The sequence below is a fragment of the Pantoea sp. Tr-811 genome (assembly GCF_011752535.1).
Taxonomy (GTDB): domain Bacteria; phylum Pseudomonadota; class Gammaproteobacteria; order Pseudomonadales; family Pseudomonadaceae; genus Aquipseudomonas.
In genome coordinates, this window is the sequence record NZ_VWXJ01000009.1 from 202,755 (window position 1) to 216,559 (window position 13,805).

A 13,805-nucleotide genomic window follows, 5' to 3' on the forward strand; every position below is an offset into this window, starting at 1 on the left:
TGGTTACTTCAGGTGCTGCTTGATCGCCTGAGCCGCCTGGTCCATGGCGTCGCGCACGCTCGGCACCTGGGCGAGCACATTGAGCAGCCCGTAGTCGTGGATCATGCCGTTGTAGCGCACGGCCGTAACCGGCACGCCTGCCGCATTGAGCTTACGGGCGTAGGCTTCCCCCTCATCGCGCAGTACGTCCATTTCGGCGGTTTGCACCAAGGCTGGCGGCAGGCCTTTCAACTGCTCCAGGCTGGCGCGCAGTGGTGAGGCGTGGATGTCGCTGCGCAGCTTCGGGTCGGTGGTGTAGTTGTCCCAGAACCATTTCATCATGTTGCGGGTCAGGAAGTGGCCATCGGCGAAGCGGTTGTAGGAGCCGTTGCTGAAGTCGGCATCGGTCACCGGCCACAACAGTGCCTGGAAGCGCAGCTTAGGGGTGCCGGCCTCTTTGGCCTTGATCGCAACCACGGCGGCCATGTTCCCACCCACACTGTTGCCCACCACCGCAAGGCGGCTGCCATCAACACCAATCTGCTTCCCGTGTTCGGCAACCCAACGAGTGGCGCCATACGCCTGGTTTATCGCCGTGGGGAACTTCGCTTCCGGCGACGGCGTATAGTCGACGTACACCGCTGCGGCGCCGGAGCCAACTACCAAGTCGTGGATCAGGCGTTCATGGGTGGGGTAGTCACCCAGTACCCAACCCCCGCCATGGAAGAACATGAACACAGGCAAGTCGCCTTTGGCGCCCTCTGGACGGATCACCCGGATATCCAAGGGCTTGCCCTCTACCTCGATGCTGCGGCGTTGTACCTCAATACCCGCGACATCTACCTTCACACCGGCCTGGGCAACGCTCAGCACGGCGCGGGCATCTTTCGGCGAGAGGGTTTCCAGCGGCTTGCCGCCGCCTGCTTCCAGGGCTTGAAGGAATGCTTGGGTGGTGGTTTCGACACCAGGGCCACCCGCTGCGAATGCACTGTTGACGGCAATGGCCAGAAGGCCGGCGGTGAGTGTGCGTGACAATTTCATGATTCAAGTTCCTTGGCGATAGGCCGGTAATCAATGGGTGCACAGTTAGTTGTTGGAACAGCCGTTGCCTATGACGCGGTACTCCATGATGTGGCGGTCGCCTTTGGAGTCGTCGTAAGTCAGCTGCATTGGCACCACATCGCAAACATTTGGTACCGGAGTTACCGCCACAACATGGGCGATATCGAGGCGCTGAGCGTAGCGATAGGGTTCCACGGAAACCTGTGCAGTTTGGGTAACCTGGTCATCGGCCATGGCGACAGAACCCAGGCAGCCGAGGAACAAAACGAGTAACAGCTTCATCGCAATCACCTGTATTGAAGGCTTGAGAAGGCCAGCGCACGTAAATGGCGCTCATTCGAAATAAAGGCTTGGGGAGTAGCCCGGCGCCGTCTGACGCCGGGCGGGGTTACATCAGAAAGGTTTGGTCGGCAGGTACTTGCCGTCCAGGGTGATTACTGCGCGGTGGCCACCGTCGGGATCTTCGACTTTCTTGATGTCCAACTTGAAGTTGATGGCGCTGATGATGCCGTCGCCGAACTTCTCGTGAACCAGGGCCTTGAGGGTGGTGCCGTAGACCGACATCATTTCGTAGAACCGGTAGATGGTCGGGTCGCTTGGGATGCCTTCGAAAAAGCTGCCGCGAATGGGCATCGATTGCAGCAGCGCAACTTGATCAGCATCGAGGTCGAGTTTTTCGCCTACAACCTTGGCGGCGCTTTCAGGCAGCGGATGTTGGCCAAGCAGGGCTGCCGTGACGAAGGCTTCGGACAGGCCGGTGCCATCGACGATCTCGGCGAAGGAAAGGTCCTTGCGGGCCTTGGCCAGAATGATGATTTCGGTCAGTTCCTGGCGAGCGGTGCGGGTTGCTTGAGTCTGGATCATGGTGAATCTCCTGGGTAGGTAAAGGCGTAGGGACAGGTTTCAGGCAACGTGCCTGGCTTGTTGGGAAACGGCGTGGACTTCTGGGTTTTCTGCGAGCGACACGAACGCCCCGGTGCTGCCATCGAAGGCATCGATACGCCCGGTCTCGATGTCGTAGATCCAGCCATGCAAGGTGACGCGGCCCTCTTCGAGCGCCAGGCGAACGGATGGGTGGGTCTGGATGTTGGCCAACTGCGCGATGACGTTCTCGCGCACCATGGAAGCGACTTTGCTCGGTTTGTCTGGGTGCTGACGGGCCTCGTTAACCACCTTGGCCGAGTCGGCGTAGCGCAGCCAGCCGGCCACGGCAGGCATGTGGTCCAGGCACTTGCAGGTTGCAATGGCGGTCATCGCGCCGCAGTCGGAGTGGCCGCAGATCACGATGTCTGCGACGTTGAGCCCGGCCACTGCATACTCGACCGAGGCCGAAACGCCGCCTGGCTCCGGGCCGTACGAAGGGACGATGTTGCCGGCGTTGCGGATAACGAACAGGTCGCCTGGCTCGCGCTGGGTAACCAGTTCAGGCACCAGCCGGCTGTCGGAACACGAGATGAACAGCGCCTTTGGACTTTGCTGGTTAGCCAGGTCCTTGAACAGTTTGACCCGCTCTGGGAAGGCGTTTTGCTGGAACTTCAGAAAACCGTCGATGATCGCTTTCATGGTTGCTGTCTCAATGTCGCTGGGTGTGAAACAGAGATTAAGCAACGCATGGCATAAGGTAAAAGTCTCATTTATTATGCAGTGGATCAGATAATCTTATGGGTTAAGGCATGCTCGCTCGGCACATCCAGTATTTCCTTGCGGTTGCGGAACATCTCAGTTTCACGAAGGCTGCAGCGGCGCTGCATGTCTCTCAACCGGCCTTGTCGCAGCAGGTGAGGCAGCTGGAAGAAAGTCTTGGAGCCCAGTTGTTCGACCGCTCAGGGCGCACAACGCGATTGACGGACGCAGGCGATGTTTATTTGCTTTATGCACGCCGTGCTTACCAGGAACTGCGCGAAGCCAAAAACGCCATTCATGACGTGAGCGACCTCAGCCGCGGTTCATTGCGGGTGGCGGTAACACCAACATTCACGACTTATCTGGTGGGGCCGCTGATCGAGGCCTTTCACTCCCGCTACCCTAAAATCACCCTCAACCTCAAAGAGATTTCCCAAGAGCGCATCGAGGAGCTGCTACTGGCAGGCGAGCTGGACTTGGGGATCGCGTTCGATGAAATACACACAGCGGACATCGAGACCGTCCCCTTGCTGAATGAAACCCTCGCGCTGGTGGTAAACCGCAAGCACCCCTTGGCCGAGGAACGGGCCATTACGTCGCAGGGCCTGAGTGCAGAGTCGTTGGTGTTGCTCAGTACAGAGTTTGCAACGCGCGAGCAAATCGACCGTTACTGCCGCAAACACGAAATTCGCCCCCGTGTGCAGATGGAGGCCAATGCCCTTGGGGCCGTGATTGAAATTGTTAGACGGACGAATCTTTCGACGTTGTTGCCTGCCAGAATTGCGTTGGCCCATGACGACCTGGTGGCCATCACCCTGGAGCCAGAACGCCTGCAGCGAACGGCCGTTCTTTTACGGCGAAAAGAAGCTTATCTGAGTGCGGCGGTGGGGGTTTTCATCGAGCTGGCTAAAGAGGTGTCCAGCGGCCTTGATGGTGAGGTGGCCACAAGGGCTGATGGCGCGGCTTGACGCCCGGGGAAGGGAGACGGCACTTGCGGTTGATGTCGGCGTGATTGCCATGCCGACACCGTGGGAGAAGCAAAAAACCTGATCCTTCAGCTGAGAAGGATCAGGCTTGCCAAGGCTTACAGGCCCAGTTCAGTCAGCCCTGGGTGGTCATCCGGGCGGCGCCCCAGTGGCCAGTGGAACTTGCGCTCGCTTTCCTTGATAGGCATGTCGTTGATGCAGGCGAAGCGGCGGTGCATCAAACCATCGGCCTCAAACTCCCAGTTTTCATTACCGTAGGAGCGGAACCAGTTGCCCGAGTCGTCGTGCCACTCGTAGGCGTAACGCACGGCAATGCGGTTGTCGGTGAAGGCCCAGAGTTCCTTGATCAGGCGGTAGTCCAGCTCTTTCTTCCACTTGCGAGTGAGGAAGGCCTGGGCTTCTTCGCGATTGCTTGCAAACTCGGCGCGGTTACGCCACTGGGTGTTCAACGTATAGGCCAGCGCAATTTTTGCGGGCTCGCGGGTATTCCAGCCATCTTCGGCAAGGCGGACCTTCTCAATCGCTGATTCACGAGTGAAAGGAGGAAGTGGCGGACGAGCTTGTTCATTGGACATGGGAGTGCCTCCAGGGCAGTGGATACATTAAAGACGTTAGCATTCATTAAATAAGGCCAATGCGGCTTGGCCTTGGGAGCAACATTGAAGAGCGTGTAGCGTTGACTGAAAGCGTGCGGCCGATAGCCACCGTCAGTAACAGCAGCAAACTGTTGATACTGATGGGTCATCAAAAACCAAAACGAGGACAACGTTTAAACGTGGGTCTTTATCCGGACGGCAAACCATTCATATTCACATGGTAAGCTTGACCTTCCCCATCAACAACTCACAATTAAAAGGTGGCGACCGAACGTGTTCATTGGACATGGTAGTGCCTCCAATCTTTTGGATGCTTCAACTGTGTGCGTGTAACCGACTTATCAAACGCTTGTGCGCTTTGCTTCCTTGAGTAATAACTTCGCTACTTCTTTTGCACTCTCAAGAGAGGAAGGGTCCCCCATGACACGGGCCACGGTAATCGTGCCCTCTATCAGTACAAAGAGTTGCCTCGCCAAGCCCATCGGGTCGTCGACAGCCAATTGGCTGGTCAGCTCAAACGTGTAGTCCAGCAGCTTTTGCTTATGCAGCTTGGCGATCTGGCGAATAGGGTCTTCTGCATCGCCAACTTCTCCAGCGGTATTGATAAAGGCACATCCGCGAAAACCATCCGATACGAACCAACTATTGAGCACGTCAAACATACCGATGATGCGTGCTGGCGCAGATTCCGCTTTGTCACATTCGCTTCTGAACCATTGCATCCAGCGTACATCGCGGGCGTTGAGTGCCGCCGCCGCAACATCGTCCTTGTTGGCGAAATAACGGTAAATACTTTTACGTGCTACGCCCGAGGTCTTTACCAGCAGGTCCATGCCCGTGGCATGAATCCCGTTTTCGTAAATGAGCTGCTCGGCCGTCGCCAGGATTTTTTCGCGTGTATCGGTCATTGGCTTATCCATGTAGCCAGAGTAGAACGGACGTTCTCCCTGGTCAAGCATCTATTGAAAATTTTCGATTGCAGCTTGGAAGCGTGGGCTTCCCCCCGGCGCCCGAGCTGACCACAGCGCTGCACCGAGCGGCCTCACGTGCCCATCGACCGAATCGGCAGCATGGCCGCCACGGGAGCCGAAAGCATACATTGACGTCGGACTTCGGCAGATTATACAGTTTGTATACATATTGATTTTGCACACAAGGAAGCACTGCAATGCGTGGAATACTCTCCATCGCCCTCCTGGCCAGCATCTTTGGATCGCTGGCGTTCGCCGATACGCAAGGCATCACCTACGCCATCGAAAACCCGCTGCGCCCCGGCGCCAAGGCCGCCCACTGCCCCGCGCAAGCGCAGGTAGTCGATGGTTGCACCTTCCATAGCGTGGCCGGGGATACCTACTCGGCGAGGCTGGCAGTGGCCCCTGGGGAAACCTGGGTCGCCAGCACCCCAGACGCCGCTACCGTCGAACTCCAGCCGCAAGCGCCAGCAGGCCAGGACTATCAGGTGATACGGGTGGTGCCTAACCCGGCGGTCAATGCCGATACCACCGTCACTTTCGACAAGCTCACCGGCGCCCCCGGCGCCCAGAGTGTCATTGAGCGTCGTCGTATTAACGTGATGATTCATCCGGCCTGATTGGGCAAAAAAAAGCGAAGCCAAATCGATGGCTTCGCTTTTTGCGGACTTCACTGCTCGCCGGTGGTCAGGATACTAACCCGGCACTGTTCGACTCATTCTCGCAAGCTGACAGTGAATCATAGGATGGCTATATTGAAATTATCGCCACCCAGATAGCCCAGCTTAACTTCGCCAGTGACATCTCTACCGTCCTGAGCTATGAGCCTATAGCAAGACAATAAAAACATTTCCCGACTGATAGCCCTTCTTGCATAAAGGTGAGTACCTACCGCGAAAAGAGCTCCACCTACACTAAATATCGGCCCAGGGTACATCTGCACATACTGCAACAATGTCGGCCCTGTCATTCTGTTGTAGGTGATTGTTTCAGGGCCGAAGATCAACGCACCGAAGCCCACCAGGGCAATCAAAAAGCCTATCGCCATCACCGATCCACCGGACCACCCGGCACCTGCATAGCAACCTGTGAGATAGGTCGCATATTTTTCGCTAAATCCAGCGACGTGATAATCCCCCGCCGAAGCCTTCAACTTTATCTCTGGCCGAACCATTTCTTTAGTATCTGACTGCATAACTTCCTCCTTAGAAAACGAAGATGCTAAGCAATATCGACACGACATAGGTGATGCCCGGAAAGCTTCAGAAATGCCCTACAGAAAAAGCAGACGGTTCGTTGATTTATTCCCCATGTACCTAGGGAAGCGAACGTCCCCCCGGTGCATCACTTTATATTGAGGTTTGTACGCCAGGCATAAAAAAACCCGGAGCAATTGCCCCGGGTTGTGTATGTGGCGCGATGCCTAACCGTTCAACTCAGAACGGAATATCGTCATCAAAGCTGTCGAAGTCAGCCGCCGGCTGTGGTGCTGGCTGCTGTGGCGCTGGGCGCTGTTGTTGCTGCGGGCGTGGCGCCTGCTGGCGCGGGGCCTGGTTGTACTGTTGCTGTTGGCCGCCACCGTAGTTGCCGCCACCCTGGTTGTAAGGGTCGCCGCCCTGCTGCTGGTTCTGCGGACGACCGCCGAGCAACTGCATGGTGCCGTTGATGTCGACGATGATCTCGGTGGTGTAGCGCTTGATGCCGTCTTTTTCCCACTCGCGGGTCTGCAGCTTGCCTTCGATGTAGCACTGCGAACCTTTGCGCAGGTATTCGCCGGCAATTTCGGCAACCTTGCCGAACAGCGACACACGGTGCCACTCGGTACGCTCGACCTTCTGGCCCGACTGCTTGTCGGTCCACTGCTCGCTGGTGGCCAGGCTCAGGTTGGTCACGGCGTTACCGTTGGGCAGGTAGCGGACTTCGGGATCCTGGCCACAAGTGCCGACCAGAATGACTTTGTTAACCCCACGGGCCATAACGTTCTCCTAGGCTTCGCACGCCGAAGAGGCTGGGTTTACCAGTCGCTCGAGGGTCGCACGGTCCAAAATTTTCGTATCCAGTTTGATATAGATGGCGGCCTCTTCTGCCACCACCACAGCGTCGGTCACACCCGGCACGGCCATCAGGCGCTCGGTCAGGCCGGCTTCGCGGACTGCTTCCGGCGTCAGCGGCATGCGCAGGCTGGTCACATAGGGCGGCTCGTTCATGCTCAAGGCGACGACCAGCCAGATGGCACACAGCACCGCGCAACCGAGGAACACCGTGTTCAGCCCACCGTGCTGGAACAACCAGCCACCGAGGATGCCGCCCAGCGCCGCACCGAGGAATTGGCTGGTGGAGTAAACCCCCATCGCCGTCCCCTTGCCACCGGCAGGCGACACTTTGCTCACCAGTGAAGGCAAAGACGCCTCCAGCAGGTTGAATGCGGTAAAGAATACCACGGTGCCAATCACCAGTCCGCGCAAACCGTCAGCCCACTCCCAGAAGTATATCTCCGTCAGCAGCAAGACACCGACCGCGCCAGCCAACACACGTTTCATCTTGCGCTTTTTTTCGCCGTAGATGATGAACGGGACCATTGCAAAAAATGAGATGAACAGCGCGGTCAGGTATACCCACCAGTGCTGCTCCTTGGGCAGGCCGCCGCGCTCGACGAACGCCAGGGGCAGTGCGACGAAGCTGGCCATGAGGATGGCGTGAAGGATGAAGATGCTTGCGTCCAGGCGCAGAAGGTCCGGATGGCGCAGGGTCGGGCCGAGTGCCTGGCGCGCCACGCCCGACTCGCGGTGCTGCAGCGTGCTGTGGGTGTTGGGCACCACGAAGGCGATCAGCAGGATACCGACGAGGGCAAGTCCTGCAGTGGCCAGGAACAATCCCGACAAGCCGAAGTGGCTTGTGAGCACTGGCCCGATCACCATGGCCACGGCAAACGACAGGCCAATGCTCATGCCGATCATGGCCATGGCCTTGGTGCGATGCTGTTCGCGGGTCAGGTCCGAGAGCAAGGCCATGACCGCGGCGGAAATCGCCCCGGCACCTTGCAGGATGCGCCCGGCAATCACGCCCCAGATGGAGTCGGCCTGGGCGGCCAGGACGCTGCCCAGGGCAAAGATCACCAGCCCCAGGTAAATCACCGGGCGGCGACCGATGCGGTCGGAAATCATCCCGAATGGAATCTGCAATACTGCTTGGGTCAGGCCATAGGCGCCAATCGCCAGGCCGATCAATGCAGGGCTGGCCCCGGCCAGGTCCATGCCGTAGGTGGCCAGCACCGGCAAGACCATGAACATGCCCAGCATACGAAAGGCAAAGACCAGGGCCAGGCCGCCAGCAGCGCGGGTTTCGCCGCTGCTCATGCGCTCGTTGTGGGTGTCGTGCATGGATTAACCTCGTGTGAACCGGCGGCGATTCTATCAGTCCGACAGCTTGACGGCATCTACGCGACGCTTTGCCGCGTACTGGCAGGGCGCCGTATACTTCCTTGTTTATGCCCGCCGAGCGAGGCCGCAGTGGACAAGATCCTGATTCGTGGGGCACGTACCCACAACCTGAAGAACATCGACCTGACCCTGCCGCGGGACAAACTGATCGTGATCACCGGCCTGTCCGGATCCGGCAAGTCGTCCCTGGCGTTCGACACCCTCTACGCCGAAGGCCAGCGCCGCTACGTCGAGTCGTTGTCGGCCTATGCCCGGCAGTTCCTGTCGATGATGGAAAAGCCCGACGTCGACACCATCGAAGGCCTGTCGCCGGCCATTTCCATCGAGCAGAAGTCGACTTCGCACAACCCGCGCTCGACGGTCGGCACCATCACCGAAATCTACGACTACCTGCGCCTGCTGTACGCCCGCGTCGGTACGCCACGCTGCCCGGACCACGACATCCCGCTGGAAGCGCAAACCATCAGCCAGATGGTCGACCTGGTGCTGGAGCGCCCCGAAGGCAGCAAGCTGATGCTGCTGGCGCCAGTGGTACGTGAGCGCAAGGGCGAGCACCTGGCGGTGTTCGACGAGCTGCGCGCCCAGGGCTTCGTGCGCGCACGGGTCAACGGCAAGCTCTACGAGCTGGACGAACTGCCCAAGCTGGACAAGCAGAAAAAGCACAGCATCGATGTGGTGGTGGACCGTTTCAAGGTTCGCGCCGACCTGCAGCAGCGCCTGGCCGAATCGTTCGAGACGGCACTGAAGCTGGCCGACGGCATCGCCCTGGTAGCACCGATGGACGACGAGCCAGGCGAAGAAATGATCTTCTCCGCGCGCTTTGCCTGCCCGGTGTGCGGCCATGCGATCAGCGAGCTGGAGCCCAAGCTGTTTTCGTTCAACAACCCGGCCGGTGCCTGCCCGACCTGTGACGGCCTGGGGGTGAAGCAGTTCTTCGACACCAAGCGCCTGGTCAACAGCGAGCTGACCTTGGCCGAAGGCGCGATTCGCGGTTGGGACCGGCGTAACGTCTACTACTTCCAGATGCTCGGCTCGCTGGCGGCGCACTATGGTTTCAGCCTTGAGGAGCCGTTCGGCGAGCTGTCGGCCGAGCACCAGAAGGTGATCCTGGGCGGCAGCGGCAAGCAGAGCGTTGACTTCAAGTACCTCAACGACCGTGGCGATATCGTCAAGCGCTCGCACCCGTTCGAAGGCATCGTGCCGAACCTGGAGCGGCGCTACCGGGAAACCGAGTCGGCCACCGTGCGCGAGGAACTGGCCAAGTTCCTCGGCACCCAGCCCTGCCCGGACTGCCGCGGCACCCGCTTGCGCCGTGAAGCCCGCCATGTGTGGGTGGGCGAGAAAACCCTGCCGGCGGTGACCAACCTGCCGATTGGCGAAGCCAGCCAGTACTTCGGCGAGCTGACCCTCACCGGCCGCCGTGGCGAGATCGCGGCGAAGATCCTCAAGGAAATTTGCGAGCGCCTGCAGTTCCTGGTGAACGTCGGCCTCGACTACCTGACCCTGGACCGCAGCGCCGATACGCTGTCCGGCGGCGAGGCCCAGCGTATCCGCCTGGCCAGCCAGATCGGCGCCGGTTTGGTCGGGGTGATGTACATCCTCGATGAACCGTCCATCGGCCTTCATCAACGGGACAACGACCGCCTGCTGGCCACCCTCAACCACCTGCGCGACCTGGGCAATACGGTGATCGTGGTGGAGCACGACGAGGACGCCATTCGCCTGGCCGACTACGTGGTCGACATCGGCCCGGGTGCCGGTGTGCACGGTGGGCAGATCGTCGCCGAGGGCACGCCCCAGGAAGTCATGGACCACCCTGACTCGCTGACCGGCAAATACCTCTCAGGGCGCAAGAAGATTGTCGTACCGGCCAAGCGCACCCCGCGCAACAAGAAGCTGCAGCTCAAGCTCAAGGGCGCGCGTGGCAACAACCTGCAGAACGTCGACCTGGAAGTTCCAATCGGCCTGCTGACCTGCGTGACCGGCGTATCCGGCTCTGGCAAGTCGACGCTGATCAACAACACCTTGTTCCCGCTGGCCGCCACCGCCCTGAACGGCGCAAGCACCCTGGAAGCCGCGGCGCACAGCAGCATGGATGGCCTGCAGCACCTGGACAAGGTGGTCGACATTGACCAGAGCCCGATTGGCCGCACACCGCGCTCGAACCCGGCAACCTACACCGGCATCTTCACGCCGATCCGCGAGCTGTTCTCCGGCGTGCCGGAGTCGCGCTCGCGTGGCTACGGCCCGGGGCGTTTCTCGTTCAACGTCAAGGGCGGGCGCTGCGAAGCCTGCCAGGGCGATGGCCTGATCAAGGTGGAGATGCACTTCCTGCCGGACATCTACGTGCCGTGCGACGTGTGCAAGAGCAAGCGCTACAACCGCGAAACCCTGGAGATCAAGTACAAGGGCAAGAACATCCACGAGGTGCTGGAAATGACCATCGAGGATGCCCGTGAGTTCTTCGATGCGGTGCCGGCGCTGGCGCGCAAGCTGCAAACGCTGATGGACGTGGGCCTTTCGTACATCAAGCTGGGGCAGTCGGCGACTACCCTGTCTGGCGGTGAGGCGCAGCGGGTGAAGCTGTCGCGCGAGTTGTCCAAGCGCGATACCGGCAAGACCCTGTACATCCTCGACGAACCCACCACCGGCTTGCATTTCGCCGACATCCAGCAGTTGCTGGACGTGCTGCATCGCCTGCGCGACCACGGCAACACCGTGGTGGTGATCGAGCATAACCTGGATGTGATCAAGACCGCCGACTGGCTGGTGGACCTGGGGCCGGAGGGTGGTTCCAAGGGGGGGCAGATCATTGCCTGCGGTACGCCGGAGGAACTGAGCAAGATGAAGCAGTCCTATACCGGGCATTACCTGAAGCCGCTGCTGGAGCGGGATCGGGCTTGACGGCCGTGGGGGCGCGTTGCGCCCCATTCACAACAAAAAAGGCCACTCCTACAGGGGAACGCATCAAGCCGGGGCCGTGCGATTGCCTGTAGGAGCGGCCTTGTGCCGCGAATGGGCTGCAACGCAGCCCCGCGCTTACATCTGCGACTGCAGGTAGTTCTCCAGGCCAATGGCCTTGATCAAGCCCTGCTGCTTCTCAAGCCAGTAGGTGTGGTCTTCTTCAGTGTCGGCCAACTGCGCGCGCAGGATGTCGCGGCTGATGTAGTCCTTGTGCAGCTCGCACAGCTCGATGCCCTTGCACAGTGCGCCACGCACCTTGTACTCAAGCTTGAGGTCGGCCTCGATCATTTCCGGCACGGTGCTGCCCACTTCCAGGTCGTCGGCGCGCATGTCCGGGGTACCTTCGAGCATCAGGATGCGGCGCATCAGGGCATCGGCGTGCTGCGTCTCTTCTTCCATCTCGTGGTTGATACGCTCGTAGAGCTTGGACAGGCCCCAGTCTTCGTACATGCGCGAGTGGATGAAGTACTGGTCGCGTGCGGCCAGTTCGCCCTTCAGCAACGTGACGAGGTAGTTGATTACGTCCGGGTGACCTTGCATCGCCCTGCTTCTCCCTGTGAATACGCTAGATGCACATAGTGTGAACCAGCTTTTGCTCGCGGTCACTGAAAAACGCGCAATCAGAAGCAAAAAATCGGTTAAACAGTAGTGATATTCATTGAAAAACCGCCCAAATGAGGGCGGTTCTACTTCTCATTTCGACTCAGGCGAGATTCAGCCCCAGGGCCTTGGCGATGCCCTCGCCGTAGGCAGGGTCAGCCTTGAAGAAGTACTGCAACTGGCGCTGGATAACGTCTTCGCTCACTCCCGCCATGGCGCCGGCGATGTTGTTGATCAGCAGCGCCTGCTGCTCGGCATTCATCAGCCGGAACAGCGCGCCGGCGTGGCTGTAGTAGTCGTTGTCCTCACGGTGATCGTGGCGGTCGGCAGCGCCGCCAAGGGCCAGGGCTGGCTCGGCGTGGCGCGGCGACTGCTTCGGCGCATCGCTGTAGCTGTTGGGCTCGTAGTTCGGCGCACTGCCGTAGCTGCCCGTGGCCATGGCGCCATCACGCTGGTAGCTGTTCACCACACTGCGCGGCGCATTGACCGGCAACTGCTGGTGGTTGGTGCCCACACGATAGCGGTGCGCATCGGCGTAGGCGAACACGCGGCCCTGCAGCATGCGGTCTGGGGACAGGCCGACACCGGGGACCATGTTGCTCGGCCCGAACGCCGCCTGCTCGACTTCGGCAAAGTAGTTGAGCGGGTTGCGGTTCAGCTCCAGCACGCCCACTTCGATCAGCGGATGGTCTTTCTGCGACCAGGTCTTGGTCACGTCGAACGGGTTCTCGGCACGGCCGGCAGCCTCTGCTTCGCTCATCACCTGAATGCACACGGTCCAACGTGGGAAGTCACCACGCTCAATAGCTTGGAACAGGTCACGCTGGGCGTAATCCGGGTCAGTGCCTGCCAGGCGTGCGGCATCGGCCGGAGCCAGGTTCTTGATGCCTTGCTGGGTCTTGAAGTGCCATTTGACCCAGGTGCGCTCACCCTGGGCGCTGATCAAGCTGTAGGTGTGGCTGCCGAAACCGTGCATGTGGCGATAACCGTCCGGGATGCCTCGGTCGGAGAACAAGATGGTGACCTGGTGCAGCGCCTCGGGCGAGTGCGACCAGAAGTCCCACATCATCTGGGCGTTTTTCAGGTTGCTTTGCGGGTGGCGTTTCTGGGTGTGGATAAAGTCCGGGAACTTGAGCGGGTCGCGGATGAAGAACACCGGGGTGTTGTTGCCAACGATGTCCCAGTTGCCTTCTTCGGTGTAGAACTTCAGCGCAAAGCCACGGGGGTCACGCTCGGTATCGGCCGAGCCACGCTCGCCGCCAACGGTGGAGAAGCGCAGGAAGGTTTCGGTCTGCTTGCCGACCTGCTCGAACAGGCGGGCACTGGTGTACTGGGTAATGTCGCGGGTCACCGTGAAGGTGCCGTAGGCGCCCGAGCCTTTTGCATGAACACGGCGCTCAGGGATGTTCTCACGGTTGAAGTGGGCAAGCTTCTCGATCAGGTGGAAGTCGTCGAGCAGCAGCGGGCCGCGTGGGCCTGCGGAACGGGAATTCTGGTTGTCGGCTACAGGTGCACCGCTGGCGGTGGTCAGGATCTTGCTCATGGGCTCTCCTTATCGGTCTTCGAGTGCCGGCTAATCGGCTT

The 13,805-nt window shown here is 59.8% G+C and carries 14 protein-coding genes; 3 read left to right on the top strand and 11 right to left on the bottom strand.

Annotation, left to right across the window (positions count from 1 at the left end; all coding sequences use genetic code 11):
* Positions 1 to 3 precede the first annotated feature (3 nt).
* The 4 genes from F3J44_RS15775 to F3J44_RS15790 all read right to left on the bottom strand — a co-directional run bounded on the left by F3J44_RS15775 (position 4) and on the right by F3J44_RS15790 (position 2,604).
* Complete coding sequence (locus F3J44_RS15775) at positions 4 to 1,020, bottom strand: alpha/beta hydrolase (protein ID WP_167273966.1); 1,017 nt, start codon at positions 1,018 to 1,020, stop codon at positions 4 to 6.
* Positions 1,021 to 1,065: 45 nt separating this feature from the next.
* Complete coding sequence (locus F3J44_RS15780; RefSeq protein ID WP_167063178.1) at positions 1,066 to 1,323, bottom strand: DUF2790 domain-containing protein; 258 nt, start codon at positions 1,321 to 1,323, stop codon at positions 1,066 to 1,068.
* A gap of 111 nt (positions 1,324 to 1,434) precedes the next feature.
* Positions 1,435 to 1,905 carry a cyanase gene (gene cynS / locus F3J44_RS15785; protein ID WP_167063175.1) on the bottom strand — a complete coding sequence of 157 codons (471 nt, stop codon included), beginning with the start codon at positions 1,903 to 1,905 and terminating at the stop codon, positions 1,435 to 1,437.
* 39 nt (positions 1,906 to 1,944) lie between these two features.
* Positions 1,945 to 2,604 (bottom strand): carbonic anhydrase, encoded by a 660-nt coding sequence (locus F3J44_RS15790; protein ID WP_167063166.1) that lies wholly within the window; start codon positions 2,602 to 2,604, stop codon positions 1,945 to 1,947.
* Between the two features lie 110 nt (positions 2,605 to 2,714).
* On the opposite strand from F3J44_RS15790, the gene cynR reads away from it, so the two are divergent.
* Positions 2,715 to 3,632: a transcriptional regulator CynR gene (gene cynR / locus F3J44_RS15795; protein ID WP_167273970.1), complete on the top strand. Its 918-nt coding sequence runs from the start codon at positions 2,715 to 2,717 to the stop codon at positions 3,630 to 3,632.
* Between the two features lie 116 nt (positions 3,633 to 3,748).
* On the opposite strand, the gene F3J44_RS15800 is transcribed toward cynR, so the two are convergent.
* On the bottom strand, positions 3,749 to 4,225 hold the full coding sequence (locus F3J44_RS15800) for a nuclear transport factor 2 family protein (RefSeq protein ID WP_167063161.1): 477 nt from the start codon (positions 4,223 to 4,225) through the stop codon (positions 3,749 to 3,751).
* 362 nt (positions 4,226 to 4,587) lie between these two features.
* Positions 4,588 to 5,166 carry a TetR/AcrR family transcriptional regulator gene (locus F3J44_RS15805; protein WP_167063531.1) on the bottom strand — a complete coding sequence of 193 codons (579 nt, stop codon included), beginning with the start codon at positions 5,164 to 5,166 and terminating at the stop codon, positions 4,588 to 4,590.
* Positions 5,167 to 5,414: 248 nt separating this feature from the next.
* Between F3J44_RS15805 and F3J44_RS15810 the strand changes: the two genes are divergently transcribed.
* The gene (locus F3J44_RS15810; protein ID WP_167273972.1) at positions 5,415 to 5,837 is read left to right on the top strand and encodes a hypothetical protein; all 423 of its coding nucleotides are present in this window, start codon (positions 5,415 to 5,417) and stop codon (positions 5,835 to 5,837) included.
* A 119-nt stretch (positions 5,838 to 5,956) separates the two neighbouring features.
* Here the strand turns inward: F3J44_RS15810 and F3J44_RS15815 are convergent, their stop codons facing one another.
* The 3 genes from F3J44_RS15815 to F3J44_RS15825 form a co-directional block, all read right to left on the bottom strand.
* Positions 5,957 to 6,412, bottom strand: a complete 456-nt coding sequence (locus F3J44_RS15815; protein ID WP_167273975.1) for a hypothetical protein — start codon at positions 6,410 to 6,412, stop codon at positions 5,957 to 5,959.
* A gap of 241 nt (positions 6,413 to 6,653) precedes the next feature.
* Positions 6,654 to 7,193 (bottom strand): single-stranded DNA-binding protein, encoded by a 540-nt coding sequence (locus F3J44_RS15820; protein ID WP_167063085.1) that lies wholly within the window; start codon positions 7,191 to 7,193, stop codon positions 6,654 to 6,656.
* 9 nt (positions 7,194 to 7,202) lie between these two features.
* Positions 7,203 to 8,597, bottom strand: coding sequence for an MFS transporter (locus tag F3J44_RS15825; RefSeq protein WP_167063082.1), 1,395 nt, complete (start codon positions 8,595 to 8,597; stop codon positions 7,203 to 7,205).
* 129 nt (positions 8,598 to 8,726) lie between these two features.
* On the opposite strand from F3J44_RS15825, the gene uvrA reads away from it, so the two are divergent.
* Complete coding sequence (uvrA, locus tag F3J44_RS15830) at positions 8,727 to 11,561, top strand: excinuclease ABC subunit UvrA (RefSeq protein ID WP_167273991.1); 2,835 nt, start codon at positions 8,727 to 8,729, stop codon at positions 11,559 to 11,561.
* 135 nt (positions 11,562 to 11,696) lie between these two features.
* Here uvrA and bfr read toward each other — a convergent pair whose 3' ends face one another.
* Both bfr and F3J44_RS15840 read right to left on the bottom strand, forming a co-directional pair.
* Positions 11,697 to 12,161, bottom strand: a complete 465-nt coding sequence (gene bfr, locus F3J44_RS15835; protein WP_003257116.1) for a bacterioferritin — start codon at positions 12,159 to 12,161, stop codon at positions 11,697 to 11,699.
* Positions 12,162 to 12,324: 163 nt separating this feature from the next.
* The gene (locus tag F3J44_RS15840; protein WP_167063076.1) at positions 12,325 to 13,764 is read right to left on the bottom strand and encodes a catalase; all 1,440 of its coding nucleotides are present in this window, start codon (positions 13,762 to 13,764) and stop codon (positions 12,325 to 12,327) included.
* Positions 13,765 to 13,805: the final 41 nt, after the last annotated feature.